The organism is Ruminococcus flavefaciens (genome assembly GCF_900116855.1).
Classification (GTDB): Bacteria; Bacillota; Clostridia; order Oscillospirales; family Ruminococcaceae; genus Ruminococcus; species Ruminococcus flavefaciens_R.
Map to the genome: position 1 here is coordinate 307,894 of NZ_UETD01000003.1, position 17,552 is coordinate 325,445.

Sequence of the window (17,552 nt, forward strand, 5' to 3'; positions counted from 1 at the left end):
TGATAACGTCTTCGCTCTCAAACTCTATGAGCTCCATATCGGGAGCAGTGTATTTTTCCTTCATCATGTGGTCTCCTTTAAAGAATTGTTGTAGTCATAAGCAGCCTTGCCGTAAGCGTAGAACATTTCGCATACGCCGTAGAGCTTGCTTCCGAGATCTCCGTTTTCAAAAACGCGCTGAACATAGGACATGGTATTCAATACATAATCCTTGTTGCCTATGCGTATGGTGTAGTCGTTAAAGAGCTGATGTGCGGCAATGTCGGGTATCTCGAAATACTTGCCGTACTTTCCTGTCTTTGCGGTGATAGTCTTGCCGCCGAAATCAGCGGTATTCTCCTCGCCGTCATAGTAGAATCTTATAGCGGTATCGGAGTTGAGCACTACTGATATCTTGTATTTTTCTGCACCGTTCTTCAGCTTTTTGCTGTTTATGAAGTCCTTATCTGCTTCGGATAAATTGGCAGGAGGATAGAAAGCAGATGTGTCGTTGAAGTATCCGTCAGCAGCAGTGCAGAGGCGTCTGAGACGGTTTGCAAGATCGCGGACTTCCTCTGAAAGGCTGTTATTTGCGAAAACAGCTGCGAGATAATTATCGAGTGTCGTTGTGGACTGAGAATGGTCAAGGAGACCGTTGGATGTGTTTGCCACGATAAGTCTGTTGCCATCGTAATCGTATGCCTTCATAGTAACGTCCGAGCTGCCCTGTGAAGCATTAAGGGGATAGGTTATCTTGTAATAGTTATTTATCATCTCGCAGTCACTGAGATCAGTTTCCACATCTCCGTTGGGACCGCTGATGACTATCTTGTCAAGGCGTTCGGGGCGTGTTATGTAGAAGTTGAGTCCGATACTGCTGTTCAGTGTGGCATTATTTGCCGCGGCAGTAACGATGTAAGGCTTCATAGCATCACAGCCTGTAAACATTTCCTTACTGTTGGGAACATTGCTCAGGTCAAATCCTGAAAAATCTGTATATCCCAGTTTCTTACAGTTTTTGAACATGGAATTAGTGATTTTGACATTGGAAGTGTCAAAGCTGCTTATATCAAGTTCTTCAAGATTAGTGCAGCCGTTGAACATATAGTCCATATCCGTAACATTTGAGGTATCGAATGAGTGGAGGTAAAGCTGCTTCAGATCGCTGCATCCGTTGAACATACGATCCATATCCATGACCTTTTCGGTATTGAAATTATTCAGATCAAGTTCATGAAGAACAGAACAGCCGCTGAACATATAGCCCATATCCGTAACATTTGAGGTATCGAATGAGTGGAGGTAAAGCTGCTTCAGATTGCTGCATTCGCTGAACATATCTCCCATGTTTGTAACGTTTGATGTATTGAAGCGCAGGTCAAGAGTCTCAAGGCTGCTGCAACTGTTGAACATATAAGCCATGGAGGTGACAGCGGAGGTGTCAAAATTACCGAATATTATTTCCCTGAGCTTTGTTGAGCCAGAGAACAAATGGGTCATATTTGTTACCTTTGAGGTATTGAAATTGGATAGATCAAGTGATTCGAGCTTTTTGCAGTTATGGAACATACCATACAGATTTGTGGCAGATGATGTGTCAAATCTGCTGACATCAATAGAGGTAAGCCCTGAACAGGAATCAAACATATGGGCAAAGGTCTTTGCATCACGGGTCTGGAATTCTGTTACATCGAGAGAAGTGAGTCTTGAACAGCCGCTGAACATATTGTCAAATGATGTGACGTGAACTGTATCGAAGCTTGAAACGTCAAGCTCAGTGAGTAAACGGCAGCTATTAAACATCCATTCCATAGTGGTTACATTATTTGTAGAAAAGCTGCTTACGTCCAGCGAAGTGAGCTTGCTGCAATACTGGAACATAGAGCTCATATCAATTACAAGAGATGTATCAAAACCGCTTATATTAAGCTCGGTAAGCTGCTCACAGCTGTAGAACATACGGCGCATATTGTGTACTCTGCCGGTGTAAGCTTTTGAAAGGTCAATGCTTTCTGCTTTGAAGAATGAGAAAAGATCACTGCAATCATCGGGGAGAACAGTGCCTTCGAGGGCGACTATCTTCTTGACCTTGCTGCTGTACCTGTAGCTTTTGAGGTCGTCTTTGGTGATGTTTCCGCTGAGTGTAAGCAAGCCAGTTTCCTCGTCAAATGTGACATTGCTTTCAGCGTGGGCAACAACAGCCGTTCCGAGCAGGGGAGAACCGCCGTTATATGGCAGCGCACCGCCTATGAGCGCAACAGCAAGAATGGCTGCCGCTGCTCTTCTGATGTGTCTGGTATCCATGGTAAACACTCCTTTTCTGCCGCTTGAGATAATATCCCGCCGCTGCGGCGTAGGGACGGGAAAAGTGCAGGGCTGTCCTACCAATTGAAAAATTAAGGATAAGATGTTATATCATTACACTACTGGATGTATATTTTATCATATTTATTATTAAATGTCAATACTTTTATTGCGATTTTGCCGAAAAACAGCCATCTGCAGTATTTTTTTCACATATGAAAAAGGCAGCCCGAGGACTGCCTTTTGTGAATATTCTGTTATGAGATCCGTCTGTCAAGGCTCAGAGAGCTTCCTCGCTGACAAGCTTGTTGTTCACCCATTTCTGGCGCTTGCGGCTTCCGTCCTTAGCAGTAAGAACACCCTCGCCGTTGAGCATATCATTCATCCATTCGCCCTCAAAAACAGCTCCGTTCCTATAATAGAAAACTCCGTGACCGTGTCTGAGACTGTTTTCAAAGCTGCCCTCGTACTTCTCGCCGTTACTGTAAAAGAACTCGCCGACGCCGTTCTTGACGTTGTCCTTCCAGTCGCCGACGTATCGGTTTCCGTTCTTGTAGCGGTACTCGCCTCTGCCGTTGCGCATATCGTCCTCCCACAGACCGTCATAAACATTTCCGTCAGCCCATGTGAAGACGCCCTCGCCCTGCTTTACGCCGTCCTTGAAGCGGCCCTCGTAAACATTTCCGTTGGTATAGGTGTAGACTCCCTTGCCGCACATTTTGCCGTTGAAGTCCACCTCGCCCTTATATGTGCCGTTGTCGAACACGATTACTCTGCCTGCGTCGTGTGAGGGCTTGGGAGTTCCGCTGATAAGCTTTTCGCTTACCACCTCGCCGTCCTTATACACTCTGTTGTATACGCAGTCGTCACGGGTCTTCAGGACAGCCTCGCCGTTGAGAAGACCGTCTGTCCATTCTCCCTCGATGACATCGCCGTTTTCGGCTGTATAGACGCCCTTGCCGTGGTATCTGTCCCTGTTCCAGCTGCCTGTGAATTTCACTCTGCCATTTTCGTAGTATTCGGTGCCTTCACCGCATTTCCAGCCGTCGAGCCAGTCGCCGTCATAGGCTATCTTGCCTGTCTGTCGGTACTGCTTTCCCTTGCCGTTAAATCTGTTGTCCTTGAATTCTCCCGCATATACCAGAGACTTGCTTGCGTCATCGTCTTCCCCCTGAGAGATGTCGTAGTAGCCCTTTGCGTATTTCCTGCCGAAGCCGCAGAGCTTGCCGCGCTGCCATTCGCCGTCGTATTCTATCTCGAGGCTGTTGATGAAGACTCCGTGGCCTTCGGGCAGTCTCGAAGCCCCTACATGGCCCGAATACAGACCTGTGCCGAGGTTATCGCTTTCAAAGCGGATATTGTTAGCGATACCGTTGCTGACCTTGAAAAAATCCAACATTCCCATAATATCATTTCCTTATCGCTGCTTTCAGGCTGTGAAAGAACCTGAAAAGATACATAGTTAAAAACTTTTAGCAATTAAAGCTCGTTTCATCAGGTATATTGTAACATATTACCTCGGCAAAGTCAATAATAATGCGGTGATGATAGTTTATGAACTTTATATGGAGTTAAAGGAGGGCTCAGGCAAGTGATATGCACAGAATGAATATCACAGAATACAAAATAGGTATTTGTTATATGCCGCAGATCATGGTATAATATAGAAAACGGCACAGGAGGAAATACTATGACAGACAGGGAATTTATCGAAGCCATGAACACTTCCGCTCAGACCAAGTGCGGCGGTGAAGTGCATCTTAAAATGCATGAGCTCAGTCAGAGAGCTCTGCGTCTTACAGCGGAGATAAACGGCAGCTACCACGAGCCTGCGGAGCTGAGAAGGCTCATGGGGCAGCTTATCGGGCAGGAGCTTGATGAGAGCTTCGGACTCTTTCCGCCTTTTTACACCGACTGCGGCATAAATACACACATAGGCAGGGGAGTATTTATAAATGCAGGCTGCAAGTTTCAGGATCAGGGCGGTATTTATATAGGTGACGGCTGCCTTATCGGACATAATACGGCCATCGCCACTCTCAACCACGGTATGCTCCCCGAGGAGCGCGGCGACCTTATCCCCAAGCCTGTTCATATCGGAAACGGCGTGTGGATAGGCTCGGGCAGCATTATCCTTCCCGGGGTGATAATAGGCGACAATGCTGTTATCGGAGCAGGCTCGGTGGTGACAAAGGATGTGCCCGAGGGGATGATAGCTGTGGGAAACCCGGCAAGAGTGATCGGCTCGGTTAAGGATAAAAGATGAAAAATGCGCCATACCGACAGCTTCGGTATGGCGTTCTCTGTTTCCGCACCTTGTCGGTTGAGCAGGACTTTTTGCCGTATCTGCGTTGAAAAACTATTGACACGGGCTGCTTTATAGGCTATAATGTGAGGTATGATAAAGGCTTGCGGAAGCATGGCTGCATTGCTGTACCCATGCTTTATAACACATTGTTTCATATAAACTTATGTGCTTTTTTTGTAAATGTTCGGCTTAAATGTAACACCCTGAGTTTATCCCCCGATTGTTCTTATTGAAAGGCCGACCTTATCAATTACAGATCGCGAGGAGGAATGAACATGACAAGCAGAGAACTGGCAGCTATGATGCAGGAATCGCCTGCGGACTGCCACAAAGCGCTGGTCAAGGAGTACGGCAGATATGTCTATGCCATTGTTTACAACAGGCTTAGAGGCTGCGGCACGAGCGAGGATATCGAAGAGTGTGTCAGTGATGTTTTTGCGGATCTTTTTATGAAGTGTCAGTTTGACCTGTCATCGGAAAATGATATCAAGGGGCTGATAGCTACGATTGCTCAGAGAAAGTCCATAGACCGCTTCAGAAGCCTGTGTGCCAAATCGAAGCATATATCCGATACCGATGATGAGGATATGGCAGGACTTGCTTCGGACTTCAGTGTTGACGAGCACGTTGATCGTTCTGAACTTCGCCGTGTGCTCCTCGATAAGATAGACGAGCTGGGAGAACCTGATTCGACTATACTTATACAGAAATTCTATTATAATAAAAATTCAAGTGAAATTGCAAAATATCTCTCGATGACCGCAGTCGCGGTAAGGCAGAGGTGCTCAAGGGCGATGGACAAGCTGCGCGCGAAGCTTGTTGAAGTCGGAATAGAAAGATAAGGGGGGAGCAGAAATGAGAGAAAAGGATTTATTCGACATTCTTGAAAACGCGGAGAATGATTCAATGAAGAGACTTATAGATAAGTGCCCTGAGCTTTCCGATGAACAGCTTGACAGGATACTTGCCATGAGTGAGAAGAAGTTCAGAAAGCAGATGGCGCAGGCTGAAGGAACAGAAAGAGAAGCCGCTATCAAAATGACTAAAAACGATGATGTAAGCGGTGTTGAGGTCGCAAAGAGACCTGCATGGCTGACACCTCTTGCAACAGCTGCTTCCATAGTGCTCATCGCAGGCATTGCTATCGGCAGTACAGCTATGCTGAAAAGGAACCACAAGCCCGGCGGCGGAGGAGGAGTAGTGACTCCTGCCGTAACAGTCACAACAACTTCGGGAACAGGTACCACACCCTCCTCAACAGGTCCGAAGGGGTCTGTCACAGGGACTACTACTACATCGGCAAATACTTCGGCAGTCACATCATTGGTGCCGGGCAGCGGGGATACTGCGGAGGAAAAAGCCGAGAATGCACTTCTGAAGCCCTTTGCCGGCACATGGGTATATCAGGCGTCAAGCGGAAACTATACCGTTGATCAGGGCGCAAACAATATAGGTACTGTTGAGATACGCGGCGACGGCACATACACATATACCGAAAACAGCGGCAATGTCACCACAGACAGGGTAGAGAGAACAGTCGATGAAATAGCAGGTACTCAGTTAGTAACACTCGTGTTCTACGATGGCACTGCGATAAAGTTCGTTGCAACTTATAATGAGGGACTGGACCAGCTCGGCATTGGCAACGGCGGTCTTGAGAGACTTGTCCGCGCGGGCAGCGCTGAAGCTTCTGCTCCAAGCGTGACCGCAAGCTGGAAAACAGCTTATAAGCAGGTCCTTACAGACTTTATGAATACATCGGAATACTCTTCCGAGTCAATGTGGGATGTCAGGGACATCGATAACGACGGTGTTCCCGAGCTCCTTCTGTCAAGGGGAACATATCATGCGGCAGGAGTAAGGATATACTATTACGAAAACGGCAATGCTGTTCCTGTTCTCGCAGATGACGGTACAATAGCAGAGTACGGTGTGTACGGTGCATTTATGTACAAGCCGGCAGAGCACCTCCTCGGAAGCTATAATATGCATATGGGCTTTGAGTCCTGCGCTACAAGCAGCTATGAAGGTCATACCATAACACTGCTCCATATGATAACCAATAATTCAGGAAACGCAGGAGAGGAAGCTGCTGAGTACACCATAGACAATGTTCAGGTCAGCAAGGAAGAATATGATTCTGCCCGTGATCAGTGGGACGCAATGAATTGGATCGTTGCAGGTCAGCAGTACTATTTCACCGATCTCTCGCCGCTCAGTTAAACATAATAAGACTAAAACAGAGCCTGCGAAAAAAGAATTGAGGGAAGCACTTTTACAAAAGGGCTTCCCTCAATATCACGCATAAAACTTCCGTAAGAGCACCGTCCTTAATGTGGAGGTGCTTTTTGCTGTATAATGCTTTATCCTATATTTTCGCTGTCGGGAGTTTCGTCAAGTATGCTGAGGTCGTATGCAGCGGTCTCTTCACAGTTGGGAATACAGCCCGACAGACGTTCTTTGATGTAAGCGCCGTCCTCGGGAAGCTCTGCGTCCTCGTTGAAGAGGAGAGTATCCACTGAATATTCCTCGGTACAATCTCCCTGAGTATCCTTGAACCAGAGAATAAAGCCTGTCTCGTTATCCACGAGAATGTCCAGCTGTATCTCGTCAGCATAGTCTCCGTCATCAATGGTCATTACGTTTCGTCCCATTTTTTTCTCGTATTCCTTTACGCTGGGGCAGTAAAGGTGGGCAGAGGTACAGTCTCTGCCGAGGAAGGTGGCTCCTCCGCTTATCTCCTGTATCTCATATTTGCCCGTGTTTATCTGCTCGAGAATGACCTCGGGATAGAAGTTGGCTTGGCTGGCGAAAACGTTGGGGTTAGCGAATGCGCTGTCCTTGCGGTCAGTTACCTCATACTGGTCTTTGAGGTTTTCGTCAGTGTTATCGAATACACAGATATACAGATCCTTGTACATGAACATCTCTGAGGAGGAGTATATCTCTTCGATGTTATTCGGGTCGATACCCCAATCAGCCAGAGTTTCAGCGTCAACGTCCTTGTAACAGTCGGGATTGCGTATAAATTTAACCATCATTGACTCATTTCCCGTGACCATATCTCTCTTGGCTAAGCCATGTTCTATGGTTGATGTGGCGTTGCTGACAATGTTGTAGCCTATATTGAGCTGCGGATAATCGTCGTAGGAGCGGCTGTTCAGCAGTTCAAGGAGCTGCTCCTCTGTAGGTACCTCTGGCTCTGTGGTCTGCTCCTCGGTAGTGGGAGCAGCTGTTGTCTCGGTAGTCTCCTCCATTACCTCTGAGGAGGGCTCCACTGTCAGATTTTTGTCTCTGCCGCGGAGCAGGTAACTTCCGCCCACTGCCGCACCTGCTACGAGTACCAAGGCTGCCGCAGCGGAGATGACCTTCATATATATTCTGGGACGGTAGGTCTCAACGCCGCTGACGTCCATGTCATCTGAGGTCGTTCTGCCTTCAACGCGGCGTTCTATCTCATTGAAAATGCGGTCACGCTGGCTTTTGTCTCCCGTGGGATAATCTGCGGCTATCCTCTCGGCGTCCTCATCGCTTAAATTACCGAAAAGCTTATCTGTATCCTTTTTCATAACTATCTCTCCTTTAATAGAAGTCCCTGAGCAGGCTGCGGAGCTTTTTTATCGCCCTTGTACAGCGCATACGCACTGTTGCAGGCTTTATGTCCAGCATTCTGCCTATCTCATTTGCGTTTTGTCCGTAGAAAAATTTCTGTATTATGATGGCGGAGTCAGGCTCGCCCAGCTCTTTTACCTTCTGAAGCAGCTGCTTTGTCATGTCGGAGTTTTCGGCGTTCCTGTCCACTCGTTCTTCAGAGCGGAGCTCACCTATCTCCTCGCTGTCTATCGAGACACACTTTCCTGACTTTGACATAAGAGCTCTCCGCATACTTATTGCCTTATGCTTGGCAACTGTGCCCACAAAGGGCTTAACAGAGCCCACAGCGCTTCCGTCAAGCTTGTTTATGACGGAAGTAAAGGTGTCGATGACGCACTCCTCGACGTCCTCGCGGGAGCCGAAGTTCCTGAGGATATTCACTGATATTGCATAGACATAGCTGTAGTATTCATCGAAAAGTGCGCGGTGTCCTTTTTGCGGTGACTGATGCAGCAGTTCAAGTATTTCCGAGTCGTTCATTGTGCTCCTCCTTTTCGGCAGATCTGCTTTCATTATACACATACGCAGGAGAGAATGCAAGTGCAACAGCAGGGACAAAAAAACAGCCGCTCAGGGGAGCCCCCTCCGGCGGAACGTGGCATAAAATTACCGAGCCCGGTAATTCAGGCTCGGTAATCCACATATTTCTTTAATGAAGCTGACTAAAAGCGGCTGTTTCGGATAGCTATGATATTATTGACCCTTTGCGATAAGAGCCTTTCTCATGAGAACGAGATCGTAAACGTCAAGCTGCTCGTCCTTAACGAAGTCGCCTGCTTTCCAGTTAGCGAGCTCAGTACCGGGAACACTGAGGAGCCACTTGTTCATGAGTATCAGATCGGCTGTGTTGAATGAGCCGTCTGCGTTGAGGTCGCCCTCGATCTCCTCGGGAGGAGCTACATAGCTCTCATCGAAGATATATCTTGCATTGTTCAGGAACTTGTCGTCTGTGGGCTTGTCAGCCTGATCCCAGTCTGCCTTGGTGCCGTATACAGTGATGGTAGCCTGAGCGGTAACGTCTGAGAAAGCCATATAGTCGATCTTTGTCATCTTGCCCGATACCTTGAGATCGGTGAGCTTGTTGCAGTAAGCAAAAGCCATGCTGTCGATGAATGTACAGCTTTTTGCGTCAACGGACTTCAGATTTGAGCAGTAGAAGAAAACGTTGTCGTTGATCTTGGTAACGCTTGATGGGAATACAACGGAGGTGATATCCTCGTTTCTCTCAAAAGCGCCTGCTGAAACGTACTTTACATTGTCGGGGATGATCACATCGCCCTTGGCTTTTTCACCGTCGATGAGGTTGCCGTTGATGATGACGAGATCATTCTTCTGGCGCTGAGCGTCCATCCATGGGGTATTGTCGAATACCTTTGCGGACATCTCGATCATCTTATCGGGAAGATTTACCTCGGAAAGCTGCTTACATGAATCGAATGCGCGGAGATCAATGAACTCAATGCTTTCGGGGATAGTTACGGATTTAAGGTTTGCGCTCTGGCAGAATGCGTACTTGCCGATGGTCTTGACTGAATTCGGGATAGTCACGCTTGAAAGTGAGCAGCCGTCGAATGCGTAATCACCGATGGCAGTAACGGGCAGTCCTGAGATAGAATCGGGTATCTCGATGGATGTTGCCTTGTAGTCGCTTCCTATGATCTCAACATGGTCATCGTACTTCTCGTATGTGAGACTGCCGGAAGTTTCCGCAGCGTATGCGGTAAGTGTGGACTGCATGAATGTGCTTCCAATAGTGGAAAGCGGCATTGCAGCAGACAGTGTTGCAGCTGCAATAAAGGATGCAGCCTTCAGTGCTATTCTCTTTGACTTCATTATTAACCCCTCCTGTTAATATGATGCTTTTTATGTCTGCCTGTCACAGCAGGCAGTTTAACCTGTTACAAAGGGACTGCATAACACAGTTCCTACCTATCAGTATACCATATATTGCAGAATAAGTCAACAATACCATACAAAAGGTAATAGTTTGTTCACACAGACAGCAATAAATGCAGAGAGAACAATTTATTACTGAATTTCGGTCAGAAAGCGGCTTAGCAAATGCTGCGGATATTATCGCCGACTCAGCTCGTCTGCGATCAAACGAAGTATGTCGGCATACTTTTTGTCCTTGTCCTGTGTTTCTTTGTCCAGCTCTTCAAAGGGGATAATATCCCTGTGCCCGTGGCCGTCACACCACTCTGTAAGGGGGCTGAAATTCATATCCATTGCCCATGCGTCATGAACATCTTTCAGAGTTATCTTGGTTCCCTTGACAAGTACGAGCAAGGCATAAAGATGCACAAGGTTTTGGTTTTTTATATGTGTGCGCTCGGCAACGAGCTCAGTGACCGTATCTATATAGGTTTCCATTGCAGTCCTCCTGATGTGTTCTATATCGGAGCAGTTCGCTATGCTCTTTGGGGTGAAGTACCGTATATCCGGATTATATCACGGCTTCGGGATAAAGTCAAACAGAACGGGCAAAGGAGAGCTGTGCGAGGACATAATGCAAACAGTATATGATCAATAAAAACAGTCGGAAAGCTAAGTGCTTTCCGACTGTTTTTGACATGAGAATGTAAGCCTGTTTTTTACTTATTTGCCTGCTTCAGAAACTCCTCCAGTGAAAGTATCTCATCCTTTGTGGTTGAGGAGTATGCATAGTAGGAAAGTATCTGAGAAGCGTCAACTGCGTCGATCACGTTGTTTTTATCCACATCGGCTGCTTTTTTCTGAGCCTCGTTAAATCCGCCGTCCTTATTAGTGGAGATATTTGCATAGTATGAAAGAACATTGGAAGCATCAATGGCATTGATCTTTCCGTCATCGTTTACGTCTCCCAGCAATAATTCGGGTTCGGTGTCAACTATGGGCGTGTCATTGATATCATTGATCTTCATGCTTTCAGCCTTTGAAGCCACACCGCTGTAACTCAGAAGTCCCTTTGTGATATGGAGCTCTGCTCCCGAAATATCTCCGCTTTCGGAAATAAGAGTTATTACGTCCGAGAAGTCCGTATCATTTGTTTCAGACTTGGAGAATCTTATCTTGCAGGGGATAGGCTCGCCCTTGCTGTTGGTCAGGTAAACGTTCTCTGCAACAGCTGTACTGTCGGTGATGAACTGGGACATTTTTATGTTCACGCCGTTTGTATGAGCATCTATGCTCTCGATTTTTGCGGCAGAGGTGCTTTTCAGCGGGATATTAACGTCAGTCTGGACGGGAAGGACAGGAAGCCACTCCGTTGTGTATGTCTCATAGCCTTCGGCTTCTATCTTTACCTGCCACAGTCCCTCTGGAACGTCCCACATGAACCAGCCTTCCGAGTCGGTTATCTGCGGATTGACCTGATCGTAGTCCTCCGCATTCCATTTGACCGCCTTGCCGCTTTCGTCCTTGTAGTAGATAGTGGCAGCAGCTCCCTCAACTCTGTTCTCGGGAACAGCTGCGTAAACGTAGCCGCTCGGGTCGATGCCTTCCTTTATTTCACCCTTCGGAGTTACATAGACCTTGGATTTGAGATTGTTCTCAGCCTTGTCGAGAAGCTTGCCGATCAGCCAGCTTCCGAAACCTATTGCTGCGCCCACAGCGATACCGACGGCACAGGGGATAGCAGATGCAAAAGTGACAGCGGCTCCTATGGTAACAGCTCCTGCTGTGACGAGTACGCGGGAGTAGTATATTGCCTTAGCCTGAGCTTTCAGCTCCTTGCTGTTTTTACGGACATATTCATTCTTGGAGTAGTCGATCTGTTCGAGGGTGTCTGAATATCCCTGATAGCTGCCGTAGAGATCAATGCCGTTCTGGGCTACGCCGGCGAGAACAGTTACGCCCTTGGCAGCGCCTTGTACTGTGTCTTTGAGACCTTCGGTAAATAACGAAACTACGACGCCGCCTGCGGTATCTTTCTGGAGGTCTTGGCTCTCATTGAAGAACTCAGTAAGATAAGAGGTCTTGCCGCTGTCTGTGTTTTTATCGAGAATGATAACACCCTGAGCATCTCCTGTATTTCCGCTCTTGAGGAAGTCGTATACCGAGCTTCCGTCTTCCATTTTGACATTTTCGGTGAGTGTGCGGACATCGCTGTCCTCTGTCAGTGTACGGATATAGATCGTGTGTTTTTCGCCCTCGGCGTCTATGAGCTCTACTCCCGACTCTGTAAAGCCGTAGTCCTCGGGAGCCTCAGCTGCCTTGTCCGAGGAGACTGCTCCGTCGCCGAAATCCAGATCATCGCAAATATCCTGAATGATGTTGACTTCCAGCTCTTTGACATTTTCACTGTCGGGGAACCGGTCCGATATAACGGGAGGAACAGGAGTTTTGACCTTTACAGCGGTCCTGTTCTGGGTATTCTCCAGTACCTTGATCTCGGAGTTGTCAATAAGCTCCTTTACGGGATCAAGGTTCTCGGGGGTGGTATTCAGCAGATCCTTGCCATTGAATTCAAGGCTTGTGGAGCCGTCCTCGTTTTTCTTTTCAACAGCAACGCCCTTTGCGGATTTAGGGGTCTGACCGATATAAAGGTCTCCGGGAAGGGTAGTATCAAAGAAGCCCTCGCCGACCCATCTGCCGGTTTCGCTGTCTTTTTCGAGGGGAACAAAGGAAATGTCATCGTTGGTCTCTGAGAAAACATAAGCAGTTCCCACGTTATCGTCATTGTCCAGCTTAACATCGAATTCAAAAGGTCTGCCCGGATTGTAGGGAACAAAGGGAGAATAGCCTGTACGGAAAATATCCGTCATGTCCTCTGTCCAGTGGTCGGTGCCGTGAGTGTAATGAGTAACATCAAAATCAACGAGCACAGGCACGTTTTCGTCAACGTTTATCCGGACTGTGTCGGACTTATTGCTGCCGCAGACAGCCTGCACGGTTATGATATCACCGTCGGGCTCGCACTCTATCTGAGCGCTGTATTTGCCTGTGTATTTATTGGAATCTACGGTAGTGTACTCCTCGCCGTTTACCATGACAGCGACCTTTTCGCCGATTGTGGCATAGCCGAAGACGCTGAATGATGACTTGCCGTCCTTGATGCTTACAGTATCGGGAGCATTGATGGTCAGGGGCTCAAATTCCGTATCCGTGACTGTCAGCTGTTTTGTATCCCATTCGTAGCTCTCGGGAGTGTATGTCTTGGCAGAAAACTCCGCCTTGACCTTGACGGTCTCATTTTCGGGATTGCGGACACTGAAACGGAATACGCCTGTGGGCGAGCCAAGGTCTACCTTGAAGCCTACATCGCCTGCGGTAAGTCCTTCGGGGAGGCTCTCGTCGATGACAAGGTGCTTATAAGGCTGCACGGAAACATCCAGATTGGCTGTTCCGAAGGTATCGAGGAAACGCGGGTTTATTGAGTAATACACGGTATAGTTGGTAATGTCGCCTGCCGCATTTGAGGGAGAGGACTTAGTGATGAACAGATCGCCCTTTTTGGCGATGGTGAACCTCTCGTCCCAGAGGTTGTTGCAGTAGGTGAAGGCGCCGTTCTCCAGCTCATACTCCTCACGGGGAGCATCGACTGTTTCCAGCTCATAGCATCTGCTGAACGCCAGCGTTTTTATCTTGGTGACGCTTTCGGGGATAACGACTTTTTTCAGATGCTCGCAGCCTATGAATGCCTTTTCGGGGAGCTCCGTCCAGCCGTCGGGAACATATACGGTCTCAAGGGCAGGAGCAGATGAGAACTCATAACCTTCCAATTTCAAGGATGAAGGGAGATGCAGTTCTTTAAGGCTGTAGCACTTTGAAAAGGTCGATGCCCAGCCGATATTCGTTATGCCCTCATGAAGGTCGATATGTGCCAATGACTTGTCATCGCTGAAGGCTCCGGATTTGATAGTTGTAACGGAATCGGGGATTATTATCTCGGTCAGATTCGGAAGTCCCGAAGCTGTAATGGCGTTGATCTCTGTGATACCGTCAGCGTATTCAAGCTTTTCAATACCGCTGTACCAGAAAGAGGATACACCGTCATAATTTCCCTTTGAAGGGAGCTGCATCGGAACGTAAAGGTATTTCAGCGACGTGAGCCCTTTGAAGCTGTCGGTGCAGAGCTCTTTGAGATTTTTGGGCAGATCGAGATTCGTAATGCCCTTGCAGCCCGTGAACGCAAAGCTGTCGATAAACTCGACGCTGTCGGGTATCTTCGGGTCTGTAAGGCTGATACAGTCCTCGAATGCACGGCTCAGTATCTTCACGGGAGCATCTGGCCAGTTGATAGTTTCAAGGCTTTCGCAGTACTGGCAGATATTTGGAGGTATCTCGGTTCTGTTCGGTCCGAATGATATCTCCTTTAGTCCGCACCTGCTGAAAAATCCGTATTTTCCCTCGCCAAAAGTCCATGTATCAGGGATATTTACAGATGTGAGCTTGGGATTGTTGAAGAAGGCGCAGGTGTCGATGAAATCAAGTGTGTCGGGAAGGTCGAGCACTTCAAGGTCGGGATCGTTGGCAATAGCGCAGTAGCCTATGGCTTTTACGCTGTCGGGAACGTGTATCTCCTTGAGACCTGTTATGGAATCAAAGGCGTTATCGCCGATAGCTGTAACGGAATCGGGGATGACCAGCTCGCCCATATAATCGGTGTAGCTAAAGAGCGATTGCGGGATTGTCTCCATGCCGTCCTCGATTATGACCTTGTTTATCTTGCAGTAGGTGAAGGGGCGGACTGCCTCTTTCAGAGTTGCGGGGATAATGAGTGTGTCGAGAGCTTTGTAATCATTGAAAGCCCAGTTGTTTATCTTCTCGATGTGGTCGGGGAGAACTATTTCTGTCACTTCACTGTTGCTGGAGTATGTACCGTGTCCGAAATAATTTGTGTCGATCTCGGTGACGTACTTGCCGTCTATCTTTGACGGAAGAACTATTTTTGTCTTGTCATACTCGTCCTCTCGGGATTTGTCGCGGCCCTTGATGGTGATAGTACCCTCATCGTTGACCACATATGCAAAGCCGTCCTCGGTGTAGAGGTAATCCTCCTCTGCATGGACAAAAGGCGGCATGACAGCCGTCAATGTCGTAACGGAGAAAACGCAGCTAAGCATAATTGACGTAAAACGCCCTGCAAATGATTGCTTCATATAAACACTCCCTTCGCTTTTCAGCTAAAATTAACAAACAGCCGCATATAAAAATATATACAAATTTAAATGCAGCTGTTAATTGTATTATATCTAAAACGAGCATAGATATCAACAGTTTTATATTAATAGAGTATTATATTTTACTACATTGTAATTATTATTGGGTACTTGAAGCAGCACTGCCTATATGTTATACTGTTAATTGAAGTGTTTTCTATATTAATAAGGAAAGCTTGATCCTGAAACAGAAAAAATATAATTTCCGAAAATTTTTTTTGAAAAAATGTCCTACCCCGTAATTTATGGTCGAGTGTATATTATGAAAGCAATTGCTGATAAAACACAAGGAGGAATTGACATGACTGACCAGGAGTTGAAAAAACAGATGAAAGACTCTCCGGATGAATGCATGAGATCAATTTTCGATGAATACTGCAATTATGTCTACGTTATTGCAGCTGCCAGACTAAAGTCCTGCGGCCGCTCGGAAGACATAGAGGAATGCGTAAGCGATACTTTCGTAGAGGTGTTCAGAAAAATAGACTCCCTTGGAGAGCGTCAGGGTGACCTGAAGGGCTTCATAGGAGTAATCGCCAAGCGCAAGGCGATAGATATGTTCAGGAGGCTGAGCAAAAAAGCTGATACTACCGTATCAACAGACGACGAGGGCGTTCGTGAACTTTCTTCCGGAGAAAACATAATCGAATCTTCAGAAATGTCAGAACGAAATCAAATTCTTCTTAGCAAAATAAAGGAATTAGGTGAACCTGATACAACGATAATAATAAGGCAGTATTATTACAATATGACGGTAGCTGAAATAGGGAAAGCAATTTCCATGACTGCCTCAGCAGTACAGAAGCGAAGCATAAGGGCAAGAGAAAAGCTTAAAAAAATGCTTTGCGAAGTCGGTATCAATTATTAAGGAGAGATGTATATGAAGAAAAATGATGAGCTGCTCAACGATATAAATATTGATCTGGAAACAGCAGACAGAGTTGCAAAAGAATATCCATCCCTGTCAGATTCAGCTAAAGAAAGGATGTTTAAAATGACTAAAGAGAAAATGAATAATACAAATATCGATAATACCGAGAACGAAAACAGTGTACACGGCGTTGAGATCTACAATCGTCCCGGATGGATAAAAATCGCAGGCATGGCAGCAGCATTTGTGCTTATAGCAGGCGGTATCGGCGGAGGAAGCTATCTGCTCCACAACATGAAGTCAACAGCTCCGAGCCCGAGTTCATCCATTATGACGGAGATGACCACTTATACATCGGAAACAGTTACCACCGAAGCTGCATCTGGTGAAACAAAAACAACTACTGCCACAATGAAAGCTGTTGCAGGTACTGCGACAGAAAACACAACAATAACAACAACAGCAATAACTACAGCTGCTGCGGCTGCTGAGACAACTGCCGCTCAGACTGAGAATGAGACCTTTGTTCCCGATGAGGCTGCACATAAGCTTACAGATAATTACTGGGATTATGCATACCTGTTCGGTCGTTCGGTGCTTCAGACTGCCGATTATGAACATACAGTACACGTTAAGTTTGAAACGCCCGATAATACATCAGGAGATCCGATGAATATAGAGTACGTCAAGTGTATGTTCAAGGAGCTTGCAGACAGGAATATGGAGGAATTAAAGGAGTATTACTATTCTTACTATACTGCTGATTTTGATCCTTTCTATGATCCTTATAATCAGTATCCTGATGACTTTGAATTATTCGGTCCCTCGTTCACAGAAGGTTCCGATATGACAATGGATCGTAATTGCGTATATATCGAGTATAACGGAGAATTATACCAGAGAGCCCTGTATACATCATTTGATAATACCGATCACTGGACAGATGATCAGATGGACATAACAAATGTTACCGATAAGTCATTCACACTTAAAAGAAAGTTCCGTAACAGACCGAATGCTATGAACGGAGATGTACGCGGCGAGGTAACATTCAGCATAGTATTTGATGAAAATGCTCAGGACTGGAGAATTGATAAAACCGAATACACTTATTCTCAGAACTGATGAGGTGCTGCAAAGCCGAAATGCTCGGGCAGCAATGAATAACAAAAGATAAAAAGAACAAAAGAGATATAATAACGAGCTCCTCCCAAGGAAAAGGGAGGAGCTTTTTATTTGCAAGACTATTGACATAAACATAACAATGTGCTATAATCTATACGTTAGTAAATAC

The 17,552-nt window shown here is 46.7% G+C and carries 12 protein-coding genes; 5 read left to right on the forward strand and 7 right to left on the reverse strand.

Annotated features, from left to right (window positions below):
- Positions 1-63 precede the first annotated feature (63 nt).
- A complete protein-coding gene (locus tag DSZ37_RS03785) occupies positions 64-2,283 on the reverse strand; it encodes a BspA family leucine-rich repeat surface protein (protein ID WP_109725631.1) in 2,220 nt (739 codons plus the stop codon).
- A 280-nt stretch (positions 2,284-2,563) separates the two neighbouring features.
- The gene (locus DSZ37_RS03790; protein ID WP_109725632.1) at positions 2,564-3,688 is read right to left on the reverse strand and encodes an MORN repeat-containing protein; all 1,125 of its coding nucleotides are present in this window, start codon (positions 3,686-3,688) and stop codon (positions 2,564-2,566) included.
- 285 nt (positions 3,689-3,973) lie between these two features.
- On the opposite strand from DSZ37_RS03790, the gene DSZ37_RS03795 reads away from it, so the two are divergent.
- From DSZ37_RS03795 to DSZ37_RS03805, 3 genes are all read left to right on the forward strand, one after another.
- On the forward strand, positions 3,974-4,549 hold the full coding sequence (locus DSZ37_RS03795) for a sugar O-acetyltransferase (protein WP_109725633.1): 576 nt from the start codon (positions 3,974-3,976) through the stop codon (positions 4,547-4,549).
- 317 nt (positions 4,550-4,866) lie between these two features.
- A complete protein-coding gene (locus tag DSZ37_RS03800) occupies positions 4,867-5,433 on the forward strand; it encodes an RNA polymerase sigma factor (RefSeq protein ID WP_109725634.1) in 567 nt (188 codons plus the stop codon).
- 13 nt (positions 5,434-5,446) lie between these two features.
- Positions 5,447-6,814: a hypothetical protein gene (locus tag DSZ37_RS03805; protein WP_109725635.1), complete on the forward strand. Its 1,368-nt coding sequence runs from the start codon at positions 5,447-5,449 to the stop codon at positions 6,812-6,814.
- A gap of 140 nt (positions 6,815-6,954) precedes the next feature.
- Here the strand turns inward: DSZ37_RS03805 and DSZ37_RS03810 are convergent, their stop codons facing one another.
- From DSZ37_RS03810 to DSZ37_RS03830, 5 genes are all read right to left on the reverse strand, one after another.
- Positions 6,955-8,160 carry a hypothetical protein gene (locus tag DSZ37_RS03810; RefSeq protein ID WP_109725636.1) on the reverse strand — a complete coding sequence of 402 codons (1,206 nt, stop codon included), beginning with the start codon at positions 8,158-8,160 and terminating at the stop codon, positions 6,955-6,957.
- A gap of 13 nt (positions 8,161-8,173) precedes the next feature.
- Complete coding sequence (locus DSZ37_RS03815; protein ID WP_181380228.1) at positions 8,174-8,725, reverse strand: RNA polymerase sigma factor; 552 nt, start codon at positions 8,723-8,725, stop codon at positions 8,174-8,176.
- A 213-nt stretch (positions 8,726-8,938) separates the two neighbouring features.
- Positions 8,939-10,078, reverse strand: a complete 1,140-nt coding sequence (locus DSZ37_RS03820) for a leucine-rich repeat protein (protein WP_109725638.1) — start codon at positions 10,076-10,078, stop codon at positions 8,939-8,941.
- Between the two features lie 240 nt (positions 10,079-10,318).
- Entirely contained in the window at positions 10,319-10,618 is a 300-nt protein-coding gene (locus DSZ37_RS03825; protein WP_109725639.1) for a DUF7701 domain-containing protein, read from the reverse strand.
- A 221-nt stretch (positions 10,619-10,839) separates the two neighbouring features.
- Positions 10,840-15,327, reverse strand: coding sequence for a leucine-rich repeat protein (locus tag DSZ37_RS03830; protein WP_109725640.1), 4,488 nt, complete (start codon positions 15,325-15,327; stop codon positions 10,840-10,842).
- A 361-nt stretch (positions 15,328-15,688) separates the two neighbouring features.
- Between DSZ37_RS03830 and DSZ37_RS03835 the strand changes: the two genes are divergently transcribed.
- Together DSZ37_RS03835 and DSZ37_RS03840 are read left to right on the forward strand one after the other, a co-directional pair.
- The gene (locus DSZ37_RS03835; protein ID WP_109725641.1) at positions 15,689-16,255 is read left to right on the forward strand and encodes an RNA polymerase sigma factor; all 567 of its coding nucleotides are present in this window, start codon (positions 15,689-15,691) and stop codon (positions 16,253-16,255) included.
- A gap of 12 nt (positions 16,256-16,267) precedes the next feature.
- Entirely contained in the window at positions 16,268-17,383 is a 1,116-nt protein-coding gene (locus tag DSZ37_RS03840) for a hypothetical protein (RefSeq protein ID WP_109725642.1), read from the forward strand.
- The last annotated feature ends 169 nt before the right edge of the window (positions 17,384-17,552 follow it).

What these genes read in the sequence shown, in the direction of transcription:
- DSZ37_RS03785 (WP_109725631.1), bottom strand. Translation starts at nt 2,283, where the DNA reads ATGGATACCAGACACATCAGAAGAGCAGCGGCAGCCATTCTTGCTGTT.
- DSZ37_RS03790 (WP_109725632.1), bottom strand. Translation starts at nt 3,688, where the DNA reads ATGGGAATGTTGGATTTTTTCAAGGTCAGCAACGGTATCGCTAACAAT.
- DSZ37_RS03795 (WP_109725633.1), top strand. Translation starts at nt 3,974, where the DNA reads ATGACAGACAGGGAATTTATCGAAGCCATGAACACTTCCGCTCAGACC.
- DSZ37_RS03800 (WP_109725634.1), top strand. Translation starts at nt 4,867, where the DNA reads ATGACAAGCAGAGAACTGGCAGCTATGATGCAGGAATCGCCTGCGGAC.
- DSZ37_RS03805 (WP_109725635.1), top strand. Translation starts at nt 5,447, where the DNA reads ATGAGAGAAAAGGATTTATTCGACATTCTTGAAAACGCGGAGAATGAT.
- DSZ37_RS03810 (WP_109725636.1), bottom strand. Translation starts at nt 8,160, where the DNA reads ATGAAAAAGGATACAGATAAGCTTTTCGGTAATTTAAGCGATGAGGAC.
- DSZ37_RS03815 (WP_181380228.1), bottom strand. Translation starts at nt 8,725, where the DNA reads ATGAACGACTCGGAAATACTTGAACTGCTGCATCAGTCACCGCAAAAA.
- DSZ37_RS03820 (WP_109725638.1), bottom strand. Translation starts at nt 10,078, where the DNA reads ATGAAGTCAAAGAGAATAGCACTGAAGGCTGCATCCTTTATTGCAGCT.
- DSZ37_RS03825 (WP_109725639.1), bottom strand. Translation starts at nt 10,618, where the DNA reads ATGGAAACCTATATAGATACGGTCACTGAGCTCGTTGCCGAGCGCACA.
- DSZ37_RS03830 (WP_109725640.1), bottom strand. Translation starts at nt 15,327, where the DNA reads ATGAAGCAATCATTTGCAGGGCGTTTTACGTCAATTATGCTTAGCTGC.
- DSZ37_RS03835 (WP_109725641.1), top strand. Translation starts at nt 15,689, where the DNA reads ATGACTGACCAGGAGTTGAAAAAACAGATGAAAGACTCTCCGGATGAA.
- DSZ37_RS03840 (WP_109725642.1), top strand. Translation starts at nt 16,268, where the DNA reads ATGAAGAAAAATGATGAGCTGCTCAACGATATAAATATTGATCTGGAA.